Annotated in this window: 10 protein-coding genes and 1 other RNA gene; all 11 read right to left on the bottom strand. The window is 59.4% G+C overall.

Annotated elements, in window-relative coordinates; translation table 11 throughout:
* Positions 1-185: 185 nt before the first annotated feature.
* Positions 186-764, bottom strand: coding sequence for a potassium-transporting ATPase subunit KdpC (kdpC, locus tag PQR63_RS09505; protein WP_408167609.1), 579 nt, complete (start codon positions 762-764; stop codon positions 186-188).
* Between the two features lie 36 nt (positions 765-800).
* On the bottom strand, positions 801-2,864 hold the full coding sequence (kdpB, locus tag PQR63_RS09500; protein ID WP_408167786.1) for a potassium-transporting ATPase subunit KdpB: 2,064 nt from the start codon (positions 2,862-2,864) through the stop codon (positions 801-803).
* Between the two features lie 120 nt (positions 2,865-2,984).
* Positions 2,985-4,778 (bottom strand): potassium-transporting ATPase subunit KdpA, encoded by a 1,794-nt coding sequence (gene kdpA / locus PQR63_RS09495; protein ID WP_408167608.1) that lies wholly within the window; start codon positions 4,776-4,778, stop codon positions 2,985-2,987.
* A 1-nt stretch (position 4,779) separates the two neighbouring features.
* Entirely contained in the window at positions 4,780-4,869 is a 90-nt protein-coding gene (gene kdpF, locus PQR63_RS09490) for a K(+)-transporting ATPase subunit F (RefSeq protein WP_007883498.1), read from the bottom strand.
* Between the two features lie 526 nt (positions 4,870-5,395).
* A complete protein-coding gene (locus PQR63_RS09485) occupies positions 5,396-7,543 on the bottom strand; it encodes a diguanylate cyclase domain-containing protein (RefSeq protein ID WP_408167607.1) in 2,148 nt (715 codons plus the stop codon).
* Between the two features lie 318 nt (positions 7,544-7,861).
* Complete coding sequence (locus tag PQR63_RS09480; RefSeq protein WP_408167606.1) at positions 7,862-9,451, bottom strand: gamma-glutamyltransferase family protein; 1,590 nt, start codon at positions 9,449-9,451, stop codon at positions 7,862-7,864.
* Positions 9,452-9,488: 37 nt separating this feature from the next.
* Entirely contained in the window at positions 9,489-9,872 is a 384-nt protein-coding gene (gene hpxZ / locus PQR63_RS09475) for an oxalurate catabolism protein HpxZ (RefSeq protein WP_408167604.1), read from the bottom strand.
* A gap of 9 nt (positions 9,873-9,881) precedes the next feature.
* Complete coding sequence (locus PQR63_RS09470; protein WP_408167603.1) at positions 9,882-12,479, bottom strand: branched-chain amino acid ABC transporter ATP-binding protein/permease; 2,598 nt, start codon at positions 12,477-12,479, stop codon at positions 9,882-9,884.
* On the bottom strand, positions 12,476-13,354 hold the full coding sequence (locus PQR63_RS09465; protein WP_408167602.1) for a branched-chain amino acid ABC transporter permease: 879 nt from the start codon (positions 13,352-13,354) through the stop codon (positions 12,476-12,478). Before PQR63_RS09465 ends, PQR63_RS09470 begins: the two co-directional genes overlap by 4 nt.
* A 60-nt stretch (positions 13,355-13,414) precedes the next feature.
* Positions 13,415-13,489, bottom strand: a non-coding RNA gene (locus tag PQR63_RS09460) — sX9 sRNA.
* A gap of 62 nt (positions 13,490-13,551) precedes the next feature.
* Positions 13,552-14,739 (bottom strand): ABC transporter substrate-binding protein, encoded by a 1,188-nt coding sequence (locus PQR63_RS09455; RefSeq protein ID WP_408167601.1) that lies wholly within the window; start codon positions 14,737-14,739, stop codon positions 13,552-13,554.
* Between the last annotated feature and the right edge of the window lie 147 nt (positions 14,740-14,886).

Here is a 14,886-nt window from a genome sequence, read left to right as displayed (position 1 = left end):
ATGTGTTGATGATGTTTGGGATTGTTAGTAGTTGCTTCCGACTCTGTTCTGTGGGTGCTTCGACTTTCATTCTTCGGACGACCTTGCCGGGGCGGCCCCCGGCAACCCCGGCCCGTCCGGAGAAAGAAAACCGAAGCTACCAAAAAGCAAAAGCAAGCAAACAAAAAACAATAAAACAGAACATCTTAAGTTTTGCTCAACGCATCCAACGCGAGATTCAACTTCAACACATTCACCCGAGGCTCACCAAACAAGCCCCACTGTGGTGCCTCAGTCTGCGCCTTCACCTGCTCGCGCACCTTGTCCAAAGACAAACCCCGCGCCTGCGCCACCCGCACCACCTGATACTCAGCCGCCGCCGGACTGATCTGCGGATCCAGACCGCTTGCCGAAGAGGTCAGCAGATCCACAGGAATCTCCCGGGCAGAACCAGGATTGGCCGCCTGCAAAGCCTCCGCCCTTCCCTTCGCAGCATCCACCAGCGCCGGATTCAACGGCCCCAGGTTGCTGCCACCGGAGGCCATGCCGTTGTAGGGAAACGTGCCGGTTGCCGAGATACGGCCCCAGAAGTATTTTGGCTCGGTGAAGTTCTGACCGATCAGTTCCGAACCGACCGGCACGCCGTCACGCACGATGACGCTGCCGTTTGCTTCCTTGGGGAAAAATGCCTGCCCGACCAAGGTCACGACAGCAGGATAAATACCACCAAGGATCACTGACATGAAAATGAACAGAGAAACGGCGGGACGCAAATAAGTTTTCATGAATAACTCCTTGTACAGAATAAGTGCAGAACGGGATCAGGCCAGACCGAATACGCCGAGCAGCACGTCAATCAGCTTGATGCCCACGAACGGCACGATCAAACCGCCCAAACCGTAAATCAACAGATTGCGACGCAACAGCACGGCCGCGCCCAATGCCCGATAACGCACACCACGCAAGGCCAGCGGGATCAGCACGACGATCACCAGCGCATTGAAAATCACCGCCGACAGGATCGCCGACGAAGGATTGTTCAGATGCATGATGTCCAGCGCCGCCAGTTGCGGATACGTGGTCGCGAACATCGCCGGGATGATGGCGAAGTACTTGGCGACGTCGTTGGCGATACTGAAGGTGGTGAGGCTGCCGCGCGTCATCAGCATCTGCTTGCCGATCTCAACGATCTCGATCAGCTTGGTCGGATTGGAATCCAGGTCCACCATGTTGCCGGCCTCTTTCGCTGCTTGCGTGCCGGTGTTCATGGCGACCGCAACGTCGGCTTGTGCCAGCGCAGGCGCGTCGTTGGTGCCGTCACCGGTCATCGCAACCAGCTTGCCTTCGCTTTGATGCTGACGGATCAGCGACAGCTTGTTCTCCGGCGTGGCTTCGGCGAGGAAGTCGTCAACGCCCGCTTCGGCCGCAATCGCCGCCGCTGTGAGACGGTTGTCGCCGGTGATCATGATGGTCTTGATACCCATGCGGCGCAGCTCGGAGAAACGCTCCTTGATGCCGCCTTTGACGATGTCCTTCAACTCGATCACGCCGAGCACACGGATGGAGCCGTTGGATACGTCGGTCTCTGCCACCACCAGTGGCGTGCTGCCGCGACGGGCGACGATATCGACGGCTGCAGCGACTTCTGCCGGAACCTGTTGGCCGGCTTGCTCAGCCAGCTTGCGGATGGCATCAGCTGCGCCCTTGCGGATCTGACGGTTGCCGATGTCGACGCCGGACAGGCGTGTCTGAGCGGTGAAGGGAATGAAGACTGCGCCCAGCGTCGCCATCTCGCGTTCACGCAGATTGAAGCGCTTCTTGGCCAGCACCACAATGCTGCGGCCTTCCGGTGTTTCATCCGCGAGCGAAGCAAGTTGGGCGATATCGGCCAGCTCTTGTTCACTCACGCCATTGGCGGGCAGGAAGGTCGAGGCCTGGCGATTGCCGAGCGTGATGGTGCCGGTCTTGTCCAGTAGCAGCACGTCGACGTCGCCGGCGGCTTCCACTGCGCGTCCCGAGGTGGCGATGACATTGGCCTGCATCATACGGCTCATGCCGGCCACACCGATGGCCGACAGCAGGCCGCCGATGGTGGTCGGGATCAGGCACACCAGCAAGGCGATCAGGGCAGTTACGGTGACGGGCGAACCGCCATGGGCAACGTTAACGCTGAACACCGAGAACGGCAGCAAGGTCACCGTCACCAGCAGGAACACGATGGTCAGTGCGACCAGCAACAAGGTCAATGCGATCTCGTTGGGTGTCTTCTGGCGCTTGGCGCTTTCCACCATGGCGATCATGCGATCGAGGAAGGCTTCGCCCGGGTTCACCGTGACGCGCACGATGATCCAGTCCGACAGCACGCGGGTACCGCCGGTGACGGCAGAAAAGTCGCCGCCCGACTCGCGGATCACCGGTGCCGATTCGCCGGTGATGGCGCTCTCGTCAACGGTAGCGACGCCTTCGACTACTTCGCCGTCGGCCGGGACATAGTCACCTGCTTCGATCAGTACGAAGTCACCCTTGCGCAGGCTGGTGCCTTCCACCAATTCGCAACGGTCAGCGCGGTTTGCCCGTTGCAGCTTCTTGGCAACCACGCTCTTCTTGGCGCTGCGCAGCGATGCTGCCTGTGCCTTGCTGCGGCCTTCCGCCAGTGCTTCGGCGAAATTGGCGAACAAGACGGTGAACCACAGCCAGACCGCGACTGCCAGGATGAAGCCGGCCGGCGCTTCGCCCTGACCGTTCAGCGCTTGGACATACAAGAGCGTGGTCAGGATGCTGCCGAGATACACCACGAACATCACCGGATTGCGCCACTGAGCGCGTGGCGACAACTTGCGGAATGAGTCGATCATGGCCGGTTTGACGATGGCCGGATCGAACATCCATTTGGTGGCGGATTGCGCGCCGGATGCTGTCGGTGTGCTCACTTGTGTAGCAGCAACCGTAGCAGCCGGGGTTACAACTTTTTTGGCAGGACTATTTGCCATGTTTTTCTCCAATGATTAGTGAATCGCCAGCATCTGCAGATGCTCGATCACCGGACCCAGCGCCAGCGCCGGGACATAAGTCAATGCACCGACCAGGATCACCGCGCCGATCAGCAGCGTGACGAACAGCGGGCCGTGCGTCGGCAAGGTGCCGGAGGTTGCCGCCAGACGCTTCTTGCCGGCCAGCGAACCTGCCATGGCAAGCACCGGCACGATGATGCCGAAGCGGCCCAGCCACATGGCGATACCGGTCATGACGTTGTAGTAAGGTGTGTTGGCGGACAGGCCGGCAAAGGCACTACCGTTGTTATTGGCGGCCGAACTGAAGGCGTAGAGGATTTCCGAGAAACCGTGCGCGCCGGGGTTGGCGATACCGGCCAGGCCGTTTTCGACCATCACCGAAATCGCCGTCATTACCAGCACCAGCGCCGGCGTCATCAGAATGGCGATCGACATCATCTTCATGTCGAACACGCCGATCTTCTTGCCCAGATATTCCGGCGTGCGACCAATCATCAGGCCGGCGATGAAGACCGCCAGCACCGCGAAAATCAGCATACCGTACAAGCCTGAGCCAACGCCGCCGAAGACCACTTCGCCCAGCTGCATCTGCAACATCGGCACCAGTCCGCCCAGCGGCGACAGCGAGTCATGCATGGCGTTAACCGCGCCGCAGGATGCCGCCGTCGTGATTGCCGCGAACAAGCTCGATGCGATGATGCCGAAGCGGGTTTCCTTGCCTTCCATCATGCCGCTGATGCCGTTGCCCTGCGCGGCATGGGCCACAGCAAGCGCGGGGTTAGGCTGCTGCTCGAAGTACATCACCGTCAGCGTCATGACGATAAACAGCAAGGTCATCGCAGCCAGAATCGCCCAGCCCTGACGGCGGTCGCCGGCCAGCATGCCGAAGCTGGTGCACAGCGCAGCGGGAATGATCAGGATCGCTAGCATCTGCACAAAGTTCGACAGCGGTGTCGGGTTCTCAAACGGATGCGCCGAGTTGGCATTGAAGAAACCACCGCCGTTGGTGCCGACCATCTTGATGGCTTCCTGCGAGGCGACAGGGCCCATCGGCAAGGTTTGCTTGGTGGTCTTCATCTCATCGACGAGCGGATTGCCCTTCTCATCCTTGAGCGGCTGACCTTGCGGATCCAGGCGCGGCACGGTGTAGACGGTGGTTTCCAGCGTAGACACTTCCACATAAGATTTGAAGTTCTGGATCACGCCCTGGCTCATCAGCACCACGGCGACCAGCACCGACAGTGGCAACAGCACGTACAGGCTGGAGCGCGTCATGTCGACCCAGAAGTTGCCGATGCTCTTGCTGCTGTGACGTACGAAGCCACGGATCAAGGCAAACGCGACAGCGATACCGGTAGCAGCGGAGAAGAAGTTTTGCACCGCCAGCGCCAGCATCTGCGTCAGGTAGCTCATGGTGCTTTCACCGACGTAGCCCTGCCAATTGGTGTTGGTGACAAAGCTGACGGCGGTGTTGAACGACGAGTCGGCACTGACGTTGGCCATGCCGGCCGGGTTCAGCGGCAACCACAGTTGCAGGCGTTGCAGGGCGTAAACGACAAACATGCCGACGATGTTGAACAGCAGCATCGCCAGCGCATATTGCTTCCAGCCCATTTCAGCATCCGTACGAATGCCGGACAAGCGGTAGAGAAAATTTTCCATGCCGCCGAAGATGCGATTGACGGCGGACTTGCCTTCCATCACGCGGGCGATGTACCAGCCCAGTGGCACCGACAGCAAGAGCAGGACGACCAGATAGATCGCCAGTTGGGTAATTGAGGCAGTCATGTCAGAAGGCCTCCGGCTTGATCAGGGCGTAAACCAGGTACGCCAACAGGCCGACCGATACGGCCAGCCCCAGTATTTGCATGACGCTCATTGCATGTCCTCCAGCTTTTTGCAGGCAACGACAAATGCCCACATCGCGACGCTGCAAGCCAGCAAGCCGCCGATATATAAGAAATCCATGTCCTACTCCCTTGATAAATGCTTACGAGGCAAACAATATTGGGAAGGGCATCAAATCCGGATAAAACTATCGGCGGACGGTATAAATTTTGTGTAAACAAACGGACAGCGGGAGCGTGCAGTCAATTGCCGCCGATCAACGCCTGCAGAAGAAAAATGAGGAGAGATCGCGCCGATAGGGCAACGGCGTGTGAGGGGTGGTTCAAGAAAGATGGCAGGAACTCTGCCAGGGGAAATGACGGATAAAAGACATCACCGCTTAGGTTAATGCCGTTCCGCCAAATTAAAAACTTGTCGTCCGTTACAACTGTCGTCCTGACGAAAGTCAGGATCCAGCTTCGCTTCGAACGTTGTAACGACACTGGATCCCAGCGTGCGCTGGGACGACGGTGAATCTTGCCAGATGACCACGGGGCTGACTGAAGCGCACTGAGCGTTCAGGCGGTGTTTTCTTCCGTGCTCCATTCGACGCGATTCTTGCCTGCCTTTTTGGCTGCGTACATGGCCTTGTCGGCGTGCGCGACCAGGCTGTCTTGGGTCGTATGCTGGTTCGGTTCGTAAATGGCGACACCGATACTGGTGGAGACATTGACCGTAGCCGCCTTCAGAATAAAGGGGCGGCGCATTGTCAGCAGAATTTTTTCCGCCACACCCGTGGCGTCCGCGATGGTGTGTAAACGCTCAAGAATGACCGTGAATTCGTCGCCGGCCAATCGGGCCACAGTGTCGACTTCGCGCACCGAATCAATCAGGCGCTCGGCAAACTGGACCAGCAATTCGTCACCGGCTTCATGGCCATACTTGTCGTTGACCCCCTTAAAACCGTCAATATCCATGAACAGCAAGCCCATCTGCTGCGGTTCGCGAATCGCGCGCGCCATGGCTTCCGGCAATTTTTGCGTAAACGCACGGCGGTTTGGCAAGCCGGTCAGGATGTCGGTCAACGCCATTTCCTGCAGCGAGTGGCGGAAAGCCTGACGATCGGTGATGTCATGCAGGAAGGCGATGAACAAATGACCGGTACGGCGCTGCACGTAGCCGACCGTCATCTCTACCGGTAGCTCTTTGCCGTCGCGGCGCAATGCATTGATCTCAATGCGGTTGTTGATCACGACGCCTTCACCGGTGGAGAGGAAATGCTTCATGCCACGGCGATGCATTTCGCGCTGTTCAGGCGGCACGATCATCTCGGCCAGTTCATGGCCGTAGGCTTCCTTGCGTGACCAGCCAAGCAATTGCTCGGCCTGGCGATTCCATTCCACCACCATGCCGTCTTCATCGATGGCGATGAAGGCATCATGGGCGTTTTCCAGAATAGCGCGCAGCTCGTTTTCGCTTTCTTCCAGCTTGATCTGATTTTCGCGCTGGTTATCGAGCGACTGTTGAAGCGCAATGGCGGTCTCGTGCAGACGGCTGGTGCGGTCTTCGACGCGCTGCTCAAGGCCTTCGTTGAGCGAGCGCACTTCACGCAGATAGTTTTCTTCACGCTGCACCATGGCTGCCAGCGTCGACGACAGCAGCTGGATTTCGTAATACGTGCTGACGATGGGGATGTGGACATCCTGGGCGCCGGTCGCACGGCGTTCCAGTGCAGCGCTCAGCGCATTCATCGGTGACACCAGGCGACGCGTGAGGAAGAAGGCTAGCAGCATCAGCGCCAATCCCACCAGGCAGCCGACGAACAGCACCTGACGCTCAAGTTCCTTGAAGCCGGACATGGCGACCTGCTCCGGCTGGCGGACCAGCACGGTCCATTTCATTTCTGTGTATTCGCTGTTCAGACCCGTGCGGGCAAAACCGGTCAGATACGGTTCACCGGTTTCGCTCACCTCACGCAGGGACCCCGAAGGCAAACGCAGCGATGCCTTGAAGCTGTCGCTGGAGATTTTCTTTTCTTCCAATTCCTTTGGGCCAAGCAAGACCGTACCGTCTTCACGCACAATCATGATCTCGACGTCGTAGCGATCGTTGGCTGGATTGAGCAGTTTCTTGGCGAGGTCGCGCGCCCAATTCCAACTCAGATGCACCCCGAGCACGCCCTGAAACTGGCCGTCCAGACTCATGATCGGTGTAGCGATATCGACGAAGCGCCAGGGGTCGTTCATGACCGGCAGCTTCTTTTCCAGCAGGACGGCGGGATGATAGTCACCGACGAAGAATTCCTTCTGCGACTGTTGGAACCACGGCCGCTGTGCAACGCTCTGGTTTTCCAGCATGCCATTGGCGGCGGCGAACACGTTGCCGTCCGGGGTGGCAAAACCTATCCAGGCGTAGTTGGGGACGTTTTTCTGAAGCTCATTGAAAACTGCGCGCATGCGCGCCGGGTCTTTGGCTTCGCGCACGGAAGGACGCTGCGCCAAAATTTTGACGTCGATATAACGTTCGGCCATGCTGCGATCCAGCGCATCCTGCATCTGCCAGGCCAGTTGATTGAGCCGTGCTTCTGCTTCGCGGCGCGCATAGCTGCGCGTAAACTGGTCGACCAGAATCAATACCGATACGGTCGTGATGAGCACAGACAGCACCACGCCGAGGGTGACCCATGATGAGAGGCTCAACGTCGACGAGATTTTCTTTATGCTCAAAGTGACTCCGCTGCTATACGACATTATTCCGGAGGCAATGACGCAATCAAGCGGATTTTGCCAAAGTGTCCCGGAAAGTTCGTTGTTTTTTGTAAGGGACAACGAAATATTAGCTGCTGAATTGTAGTTGGAGCAATAAATGATTTGTTGCCAAAAAAGAAAATGTCTTTTTGACAATTTTCTATAAGCAACTCGACGATGTGCCGTACCGCTCAGAATGCGCTCTCTATTGCGCCGCCCCTAGTAAACAGGCCCATAAACAGAAATCGCCCGGCATAGCGGGCGATTTTCAGGAAAACAACAGTCTGGCTGCGGATTTCAGACGCTTGCGCAAATTCCGTCGGCACGCGGGTCGGTTGCACCTTCGATCAAGCCACCGGGATGGAAGCATACCGCGCCCGCGTGCCCCATCATGTCAGTGTAGTCGGCGACGATTTCGACGTCATGACCAGCCCGTTTCAAGGCATCGACCACGTGATCCGGCACGCGTCCTTCCAGCTTCAGATTGGTGGATGCTGCGCCCCATGTACGGCCGAGCAACCAGCGCGGCGCACTGACTGCCGCCTGCATGTTTTGTCCGAACAGGATATGGCGGCTGTACACCGCAGCTTGGGTCTGCGGCTGGCCTTCGCCACCCATGGTGCCGTAGGCCAGCGTGCGGCCATCCTTGAGGCGCGCCAGCGATGGATTGAGCGTATGGAATGGCAGCTTGCCCGGTTGCAGTTGATTGGCGCCATCGTCCAGCGTGAAGCTGGCGCCGCGGTTTTGCCACACCACGCCGGTGCCTGACGGCACCACGCCGCTGCCGAACTCCCAGAAGATACTCTGTATATAACTGACCACCCGGCCCTGCGCATCCGCTGCGCCCATCCAGATGGTGTCGCCCGGCTTCGGCACGTGCGGCCACGGCGCGGCGCGCTGCATGTCGATCTGCGCGGCTTCACGATCCAAGGCATCGGGCAACAGCCAGTCGGCGGCATTGACCGACATGTGCGCGGTGTCGGTCACATATTTATTACGCAGGATGAAGGCGCGTTTGGTGGCCTCAACCAGACCATGGATGTGTTCAAACCCATCGGCCTGCGCCTGTGTTATGCCCAGGCGGTCAAACAGACCCAGGATCATCAACGCCGACACGCCCTGCGTCGGCGGCGGCAGGTTGTAGATGCTGCCGGACTTCATCTGCACCATCAGCGGCTTGACCACTTGCGCGCGATAAGCGGCGAGGTCGGCGGCACGCAAAGGGCTACCGGCCTGCTCCAGACCGGCGGCCAGCTTTTGCGCCAGATCACCGCGATAGTAATCATCGAGACCAGCTTCGGCCAAACGCGTCAGCGTAGCTGCCAGCGCCGGTTGCTTGAGAATATCGCCCAGTTTTGGCGCGCCCTGTGCCGCATAGGTCTCGGCAAAGCCGGGCTGATCTTTCAGTTCATCCCACTTGTCGTGCGTCAGTTCGGCTTGCGAACGCGTCACCGGCACGCCGGCAGTCGCGTGATGAATCGCATCGGCCAACAGGCGCGACACCGGCAAACTCTTGCCCCAGCCTTTGGCGACGTCCAAGGCCGCTGCCCAGCCGCCGACAGCACCGGCGACGGTCAGCGCAGCACGCGGGCCGCGCGTCGGAATCGCGGCGTCGCCATGTTGTGCGTAGAAATCCTTGGTCGCCAGCGCAGCCGACTGGCCGCAGGCTTGCACCGCCACCGGATCGCGGCCGGGTTCGCTGATGACCCAGAAGCCGTCGCCGCCGATACCGTTCATATGCGGATACACCACGGCGATGGCTGCCGCAGCGGCAACCATGGCTTCGACGGCATTACCGCCTTCGCGCAATACGGCGGCACCTGCTTGCGCGGCGAGGTGATGCGGTGCGGTGACCATGCCACCGATGCAAGTCTTGCTGTACAACATAGTTTGAGACTCCTGATGTTCTTAGACTTGATTAGTCTTAATTATCCATCCACGACACATGCGCCGCCACGATCCGCCAGCCTTGCGGCAAGCGCAGCCAGGTGTGGCTCTGGCGACCGACGCGCGCTTCACCGGCTTTGGTGAATTCGGTGTTGGCGGTGGCGTAGTCGCGGCCATACGTGGTGATCACGGTCTGACGCAAGTCGCGTGCCAGATTCTTTGGCGAGCGGCTGTTGCGGAAAGCCTGAATGGTATCGTAACCGATCAGGTTTTCGGTGGCGCCGTAACGCAAGGTGTGCGGACTGTTCCAGAACAGCTCGTCCAGAATGACGAGGTCGTTGTTGACCAGTGCGCATTCGTAACGCGCGAAAGCGGCCGTGACTTCGGCGACGACTTCCGGCAGGTTGATCTCGTGTTCCATATGTCCTTTTCAGTGTCCGCCCAGATAGGCTTTTGCCAGCGCATCGTTGGCGGCGATTTCTGCGGCGCTGCCTTCAGCGACGACGCGGCCGCCTTCGATCACGTAGGCACGATCAGCCAATGCCAGCGCCAGCGCCGCCATCTGATCCACCAGCAGAATGGTCATGTCTTCGTCGCGCAAGGCATCCAGTGCGGCAAACAATTCTGCGATTACCTTCGGCGCGAGGCCGAGCGATGGTTCATCCAGCAACAGGATGCGCGGCCGCGACATCAGCCCGCGCGCCACCGCCAGCATTTGCTGTTCGCCGCCGGACAGCAAGCCTGCACGATGATACAGGCGCTCGCGCAAGCGCGGAAAACGGGTAAGCATTTCCTCGACGCGTGTGTCCATGTCCTTTGGATAGAGGAAAGCGCCGAGGCGGATATTGTCCAGCACGCTCAGTTCGGGGAAAACCTGACGGCCTTCCGGCACCAGCACCACGCCATGCTTGACGATTTCTTCGGCGCGCAAATGCATCAGGTTGACGCCGTCGACGTGGATGCCGCCGCGCACCGGACGGTGCAAGCCGGAGAGCGCGCGCATCAGCGTCGACTTGCCCGCTCCGTTAGCGCCCAGCAGCGCCACCATCTCTCCCTGCTTCACCTGCAGGTTGATGCCGTGCAGGACAGGTTCCGCACCATAGCCAGTGACCAGCTCGCCGACGCCGAGCAATTCCTTGCCGGAGCGGCTGCCGCGAATACGTGCTTCAGCCTGCATGGCTTCGCCGAGATAAGCCTGGCGCACAGCTGGATTGTCCTGAATCTCTTGCGGCGTACCGAGCGCCAGGCGCTGCCCCGCGTCCAGCACGACGATGCGATGCGAGATGTCCATCACCAGCGACATGTCATGTTCCACCAGCACCACGCTGATGCCGGCAGCCGCGATGCGTTGCAGCAGGCGCGCCAGTTTTTCCTTGTCTTCACGTGACAAGCCGGCAGCCGGTTCATCCAGCAACAACACATCGGGATCGGTCGCCAATGCGCGTGCAATTTCCACCAGACGGCGATCGACGTGCGCCAGATCGGCAGAGGGAATATCGACCGCGCCTTCATAGCCGCAATACGCCAGCAGCTCGCGGCTGCGTTCACGAATCTTGGCAGCGCTGAAACGGCTGGCATTGAGCAGACCGCCAAGCTTGCCCTTGCCCATGGCCAGTGCGACGTTGTCTTCTACCGTCAGCGTGCCGAACAGTTGCGAAGTCTGATAGGTGCGCGCGACGCCATGGCGTGCAATACGGAAAGCAGGCAAGCCTGCGAGCGGTTTATCCTGCAACGAGAAACCGCCCAGCGACGGTTTGTAGAAGCCGCTCAACATGTTCAGCGCTGTCGTCTTGCCCGCGCCGTTGGGGCCGATCAGGCTGGTGACAGCCGCAGCCGGCACATCGAAACTCAGATCGCCGACTGCTCGTACGCCACCGAAAATCATCGTCAAACCGTCTGCGCGCAAAGTACGGCGAGCGCGTTGCGGTAACACCGCCTCGTGCAGTCCTTGCGGCGCATCGTCGAACGAAGGTGTCATGACGTCATTCACGACAGCCGGTTTCTTGACTATTTTTTGAGCAATCTGGCGCAGCATGCCGATCACACCGTCAGGCGCAATCCACAACACCAGCAATAGCAAGCCGCCGAAAAACAGCAGGCGATAATCCTCCAGGCTAGCCAACAATTCCGGCAGAACGCCGACGATGATCGCGCCGATCAGCGGGCCCATGGTGGAACCTGCTCCACCCACCACAACCACCAGCACGAACAGAATCGACTGCATGAAGCCGAAGGTATCCGGCGTGACGAACGTTGACAATGGTGCAAACAAGCCACCCGCAAGACCCGCCAGCATGGCCGACACGGCGAAGGCGACGGTCTTGATCACCAATGGATTGAGACCGATGGATTCGGATGCGGTCTCGCTGTCCTTGACGGCGCGCATTGCAGCGCCCCAGGTACCGCGTGCCAGCCAGCAGAACGCCGCGAGCAAAACGGCGGCGCCACAGATCGCCAGTAACGCGATACCGCGCTCGCCCTGCACGACGCCACCAAAGCCAGGCGCGGCAATACTCATGATGCCGTTCTGACCGCCGGTGAGTTCGCGCATTTCAATGATGGCGTGCTGCACGATGAAGCTGAACGCGATGGTGATCATCGCCAGATAAGGCCCCTTCACGCGCAGAGCAGGCAAGGCCAGCAATGCACCCAACGCTCCGGCGATCAAGGCCGCCAGCGGCCACGCCATCCAGAAGCTGATGCCGAACTTGGTGGTGAGGATCGCCACGGTGTAAGCACCGATGGCGTAGAAGCCGATGTGTCCGAACGACACCTGCCCGGTCAAACCGAGCAAGACATTCAATCCGATGCCGACCATCGCCATCAGGGCGATGCTGGTCAGCACGAACACGTAGTAGCTATTGACGGTCAACGCCAGACAGCACACCGCAACAAACGCTACGAGGCCCACCGACAACTGCAACGGCGAAGCCAGGCCGAGCAAACGGCGCGGCGCCGACGATACAGAAGATGCAGCAGCAGCTTTTTTGGCCACCGTCACAACCGGAGCAGGAGGAGTTGTCATCATACTTTTTTCACCTGTGCGCGACCGAACAGGCCATTGGGACGAATTGCCAGTACCACGATCACCAGCGCGAAGGTGATGATCTGGGTGTAGCCGGAACCGAGCGTGGACGTGATCATCGCTTCGGCGATGCCGAACAGCAGACCGGCAATCATCACACCCCAGGCGCTGGTGATGCCGCCGAGGATGGCGACGGCGAATGCCTTCAGTCCGAACAAAGTCCCCATGTCGGCATTGACGTTGAACAGCGGCGCAATCAACACACCGGCGATGCCCGCCAGCAGCGTCGACAAGGCAAACGCAAACGCGATGGCACGTACGATGGGGATGCCCATCAGTCGCGCAGCATCGCGGTTCTGCACCACCGCCAGCATGGCAATGCCCCAGCGCGTGCGGCGCGAAATACGATGCAGCACGGCAGCCAGTAACAGACCGACGATCGGGATCAGCAACTGCAGCGGATACACGCCCAGGCCGACACCGCCGACTTCAATCGACGACAGCGCCAGCGGAGACGGCAAACTGCGCGGCTCCTTGCCGAAGGTGTGCATGACGACGTTGTCGAGCACGATGCCGAGTGCCACGGTCGACATCAGCCAGGCATTGGAACCGCGATTGGCAAACGGACGCACGGCGAGGATCTCCACCACCAGACCGTACAGCGCGCACAAAGCCAACGCCAGCAAGATCGCCGACCACATCGGCCAGCCCAGCGTCTGCGAAAACGTGAAACACAACACCGCCCCCAGCATCATGGAACTGCCCTGCGCAAAATTGACCGTGCCCGATACCGCATAGGTAATATAAAAACCCAGCGCCATCAGGCCATACATACTGCCCAGTCCCAGACCGCTGATCAGTGCCGACAACAGCAACATCTTTTTCTCCCTGAATTTCTCTTAGCTAAATCGTCTTGCCGCTACTTACGCTCGAAAACCGGTTCAGGATCCGTAGCGAGAGGCCGTCAGCCGGTGGCGGCCGGAGCGGACGAACCGGAATGTACTTAAGTACATGAGGATTCGGAGCACCGCCCGACGTCGGATCACGGCCTCGCAGTAGGATCATGAGCCGGTTTTTACTGGATCATGCCGACGGGAAGTATCTTGTTATCGATGAACTGCGCCCAGACGTAGTCATCCGCTTGCAGTCCGTCATGCACGGTGGGCGAGAATGGTTTGACGTAGGTCTTGATCAGGCCTTCGTAGCGATCGATCTTGTAGAAGCCTTCGCGGATTGCATCGCCGTTGGTGGAGCCTGCCTTGGCAATCGCCAGTGCAGCCAGTTGCATGCCGTCGTAGGCGTTGGCGACGCCGACTGCCGGTGTGATGTCATCCGGTCCCTTGATGTTCGGATACTTGGCCTTCAGATCCTTGACTACTTTTTCGCCGACCGGCGACAGCTTGCCGAAGAAGCTGAAGGTCTGGACGAAGTGAACGTTCTTGGCATTCGGTCCGGCCAGCTCGGTAAAGCGTCCGCCTGCAGGACCCCAGTGCGACACCACCGGCACTTTCCACCCCATGCGGTCGAGCGACTTCACCACCTGCGCCGACGGGCCGACGTTACCGACCAAAAATAAAGTGTCGGCGCCGGCGGCTTTCAGGCGCGTCAGTTGCGGCACGATGTCGACGTCGCTGGCTTCAAACTTCTCGATGCCGGCCGGCTTCATCGACTTCTCGCTCAATGCAGCGACGATGCCCTTCTCGTTCGATTCTCCCCATGGATTGTTGACCAGGATCAGACCGGCCTTGGTGGTCTTGAAGGTCTTTTGCGCGTAGCTCAGCATGGCTTTGTCGACCAGTTCATCCACGGCCGAGACACGGAAGGCGTAGTTCGGATTGGCGCCGTTCTTGGTGACGCCGGTGCCTGCTGCCCATGGGCCCATGAACGGTACTTTCTCAGCATTGATGATCGGCACGATCGCCATCGATACCGGCGTATCGAGACCGCCGAAGACCACCGCCACTTTTTCCTTGAAGATCAGTTCGCGCGCTGCCACCACGCCTTTGGCCGGATTGCCTTCATCGTCGCGGCGCACCAGTTCCAGTTTGCGACCGCCGAGCAGGCCGCCCTTGGCGTTGATTTCGTCAATGGCGATTGTCAGACCGCGCGTGATCGCTTCGCCGGATTGCGCCGATTGGCCGGACAAGGCCGTGACCAGGCCGATTTTGATATTGTCGGCGGCCATTGCCAGCGGCGACAGGGTGGCGGCTGCCAGTGCGGCAATGGCGCTGGCGAGGATGGTGCGGCGCTTGAAACGAATCATGGTGGCTCTCCCGGAACTTGATTAGTGAGGTGACTATTGAGGATCTTGGTTTTGCGTGCTTCCCGGCATGACTTATGCAAGGGCTATGCCAACTGCCACAATAAATTTTAGTTTTTGCCGACAATATGTATTTAGTATTACCAGCAA

Source organism: Herbaspirillum rhizosphaerae, from assembly GCF_046025915.1.
Taxonomy (GTDB): Bacteria; Pseudomonadota; Gammaproteobacteria; order Burkholderiales; family Burkholderiaceae_D; genus Herbaspirillum; species Herbaspirillum rhizosphaerae_A.
The sequence above is the reverse complement of the archived record's forward strand: the minus strand, read 5'-3'. Positions and strand labels throughout refer to the sequence as shown.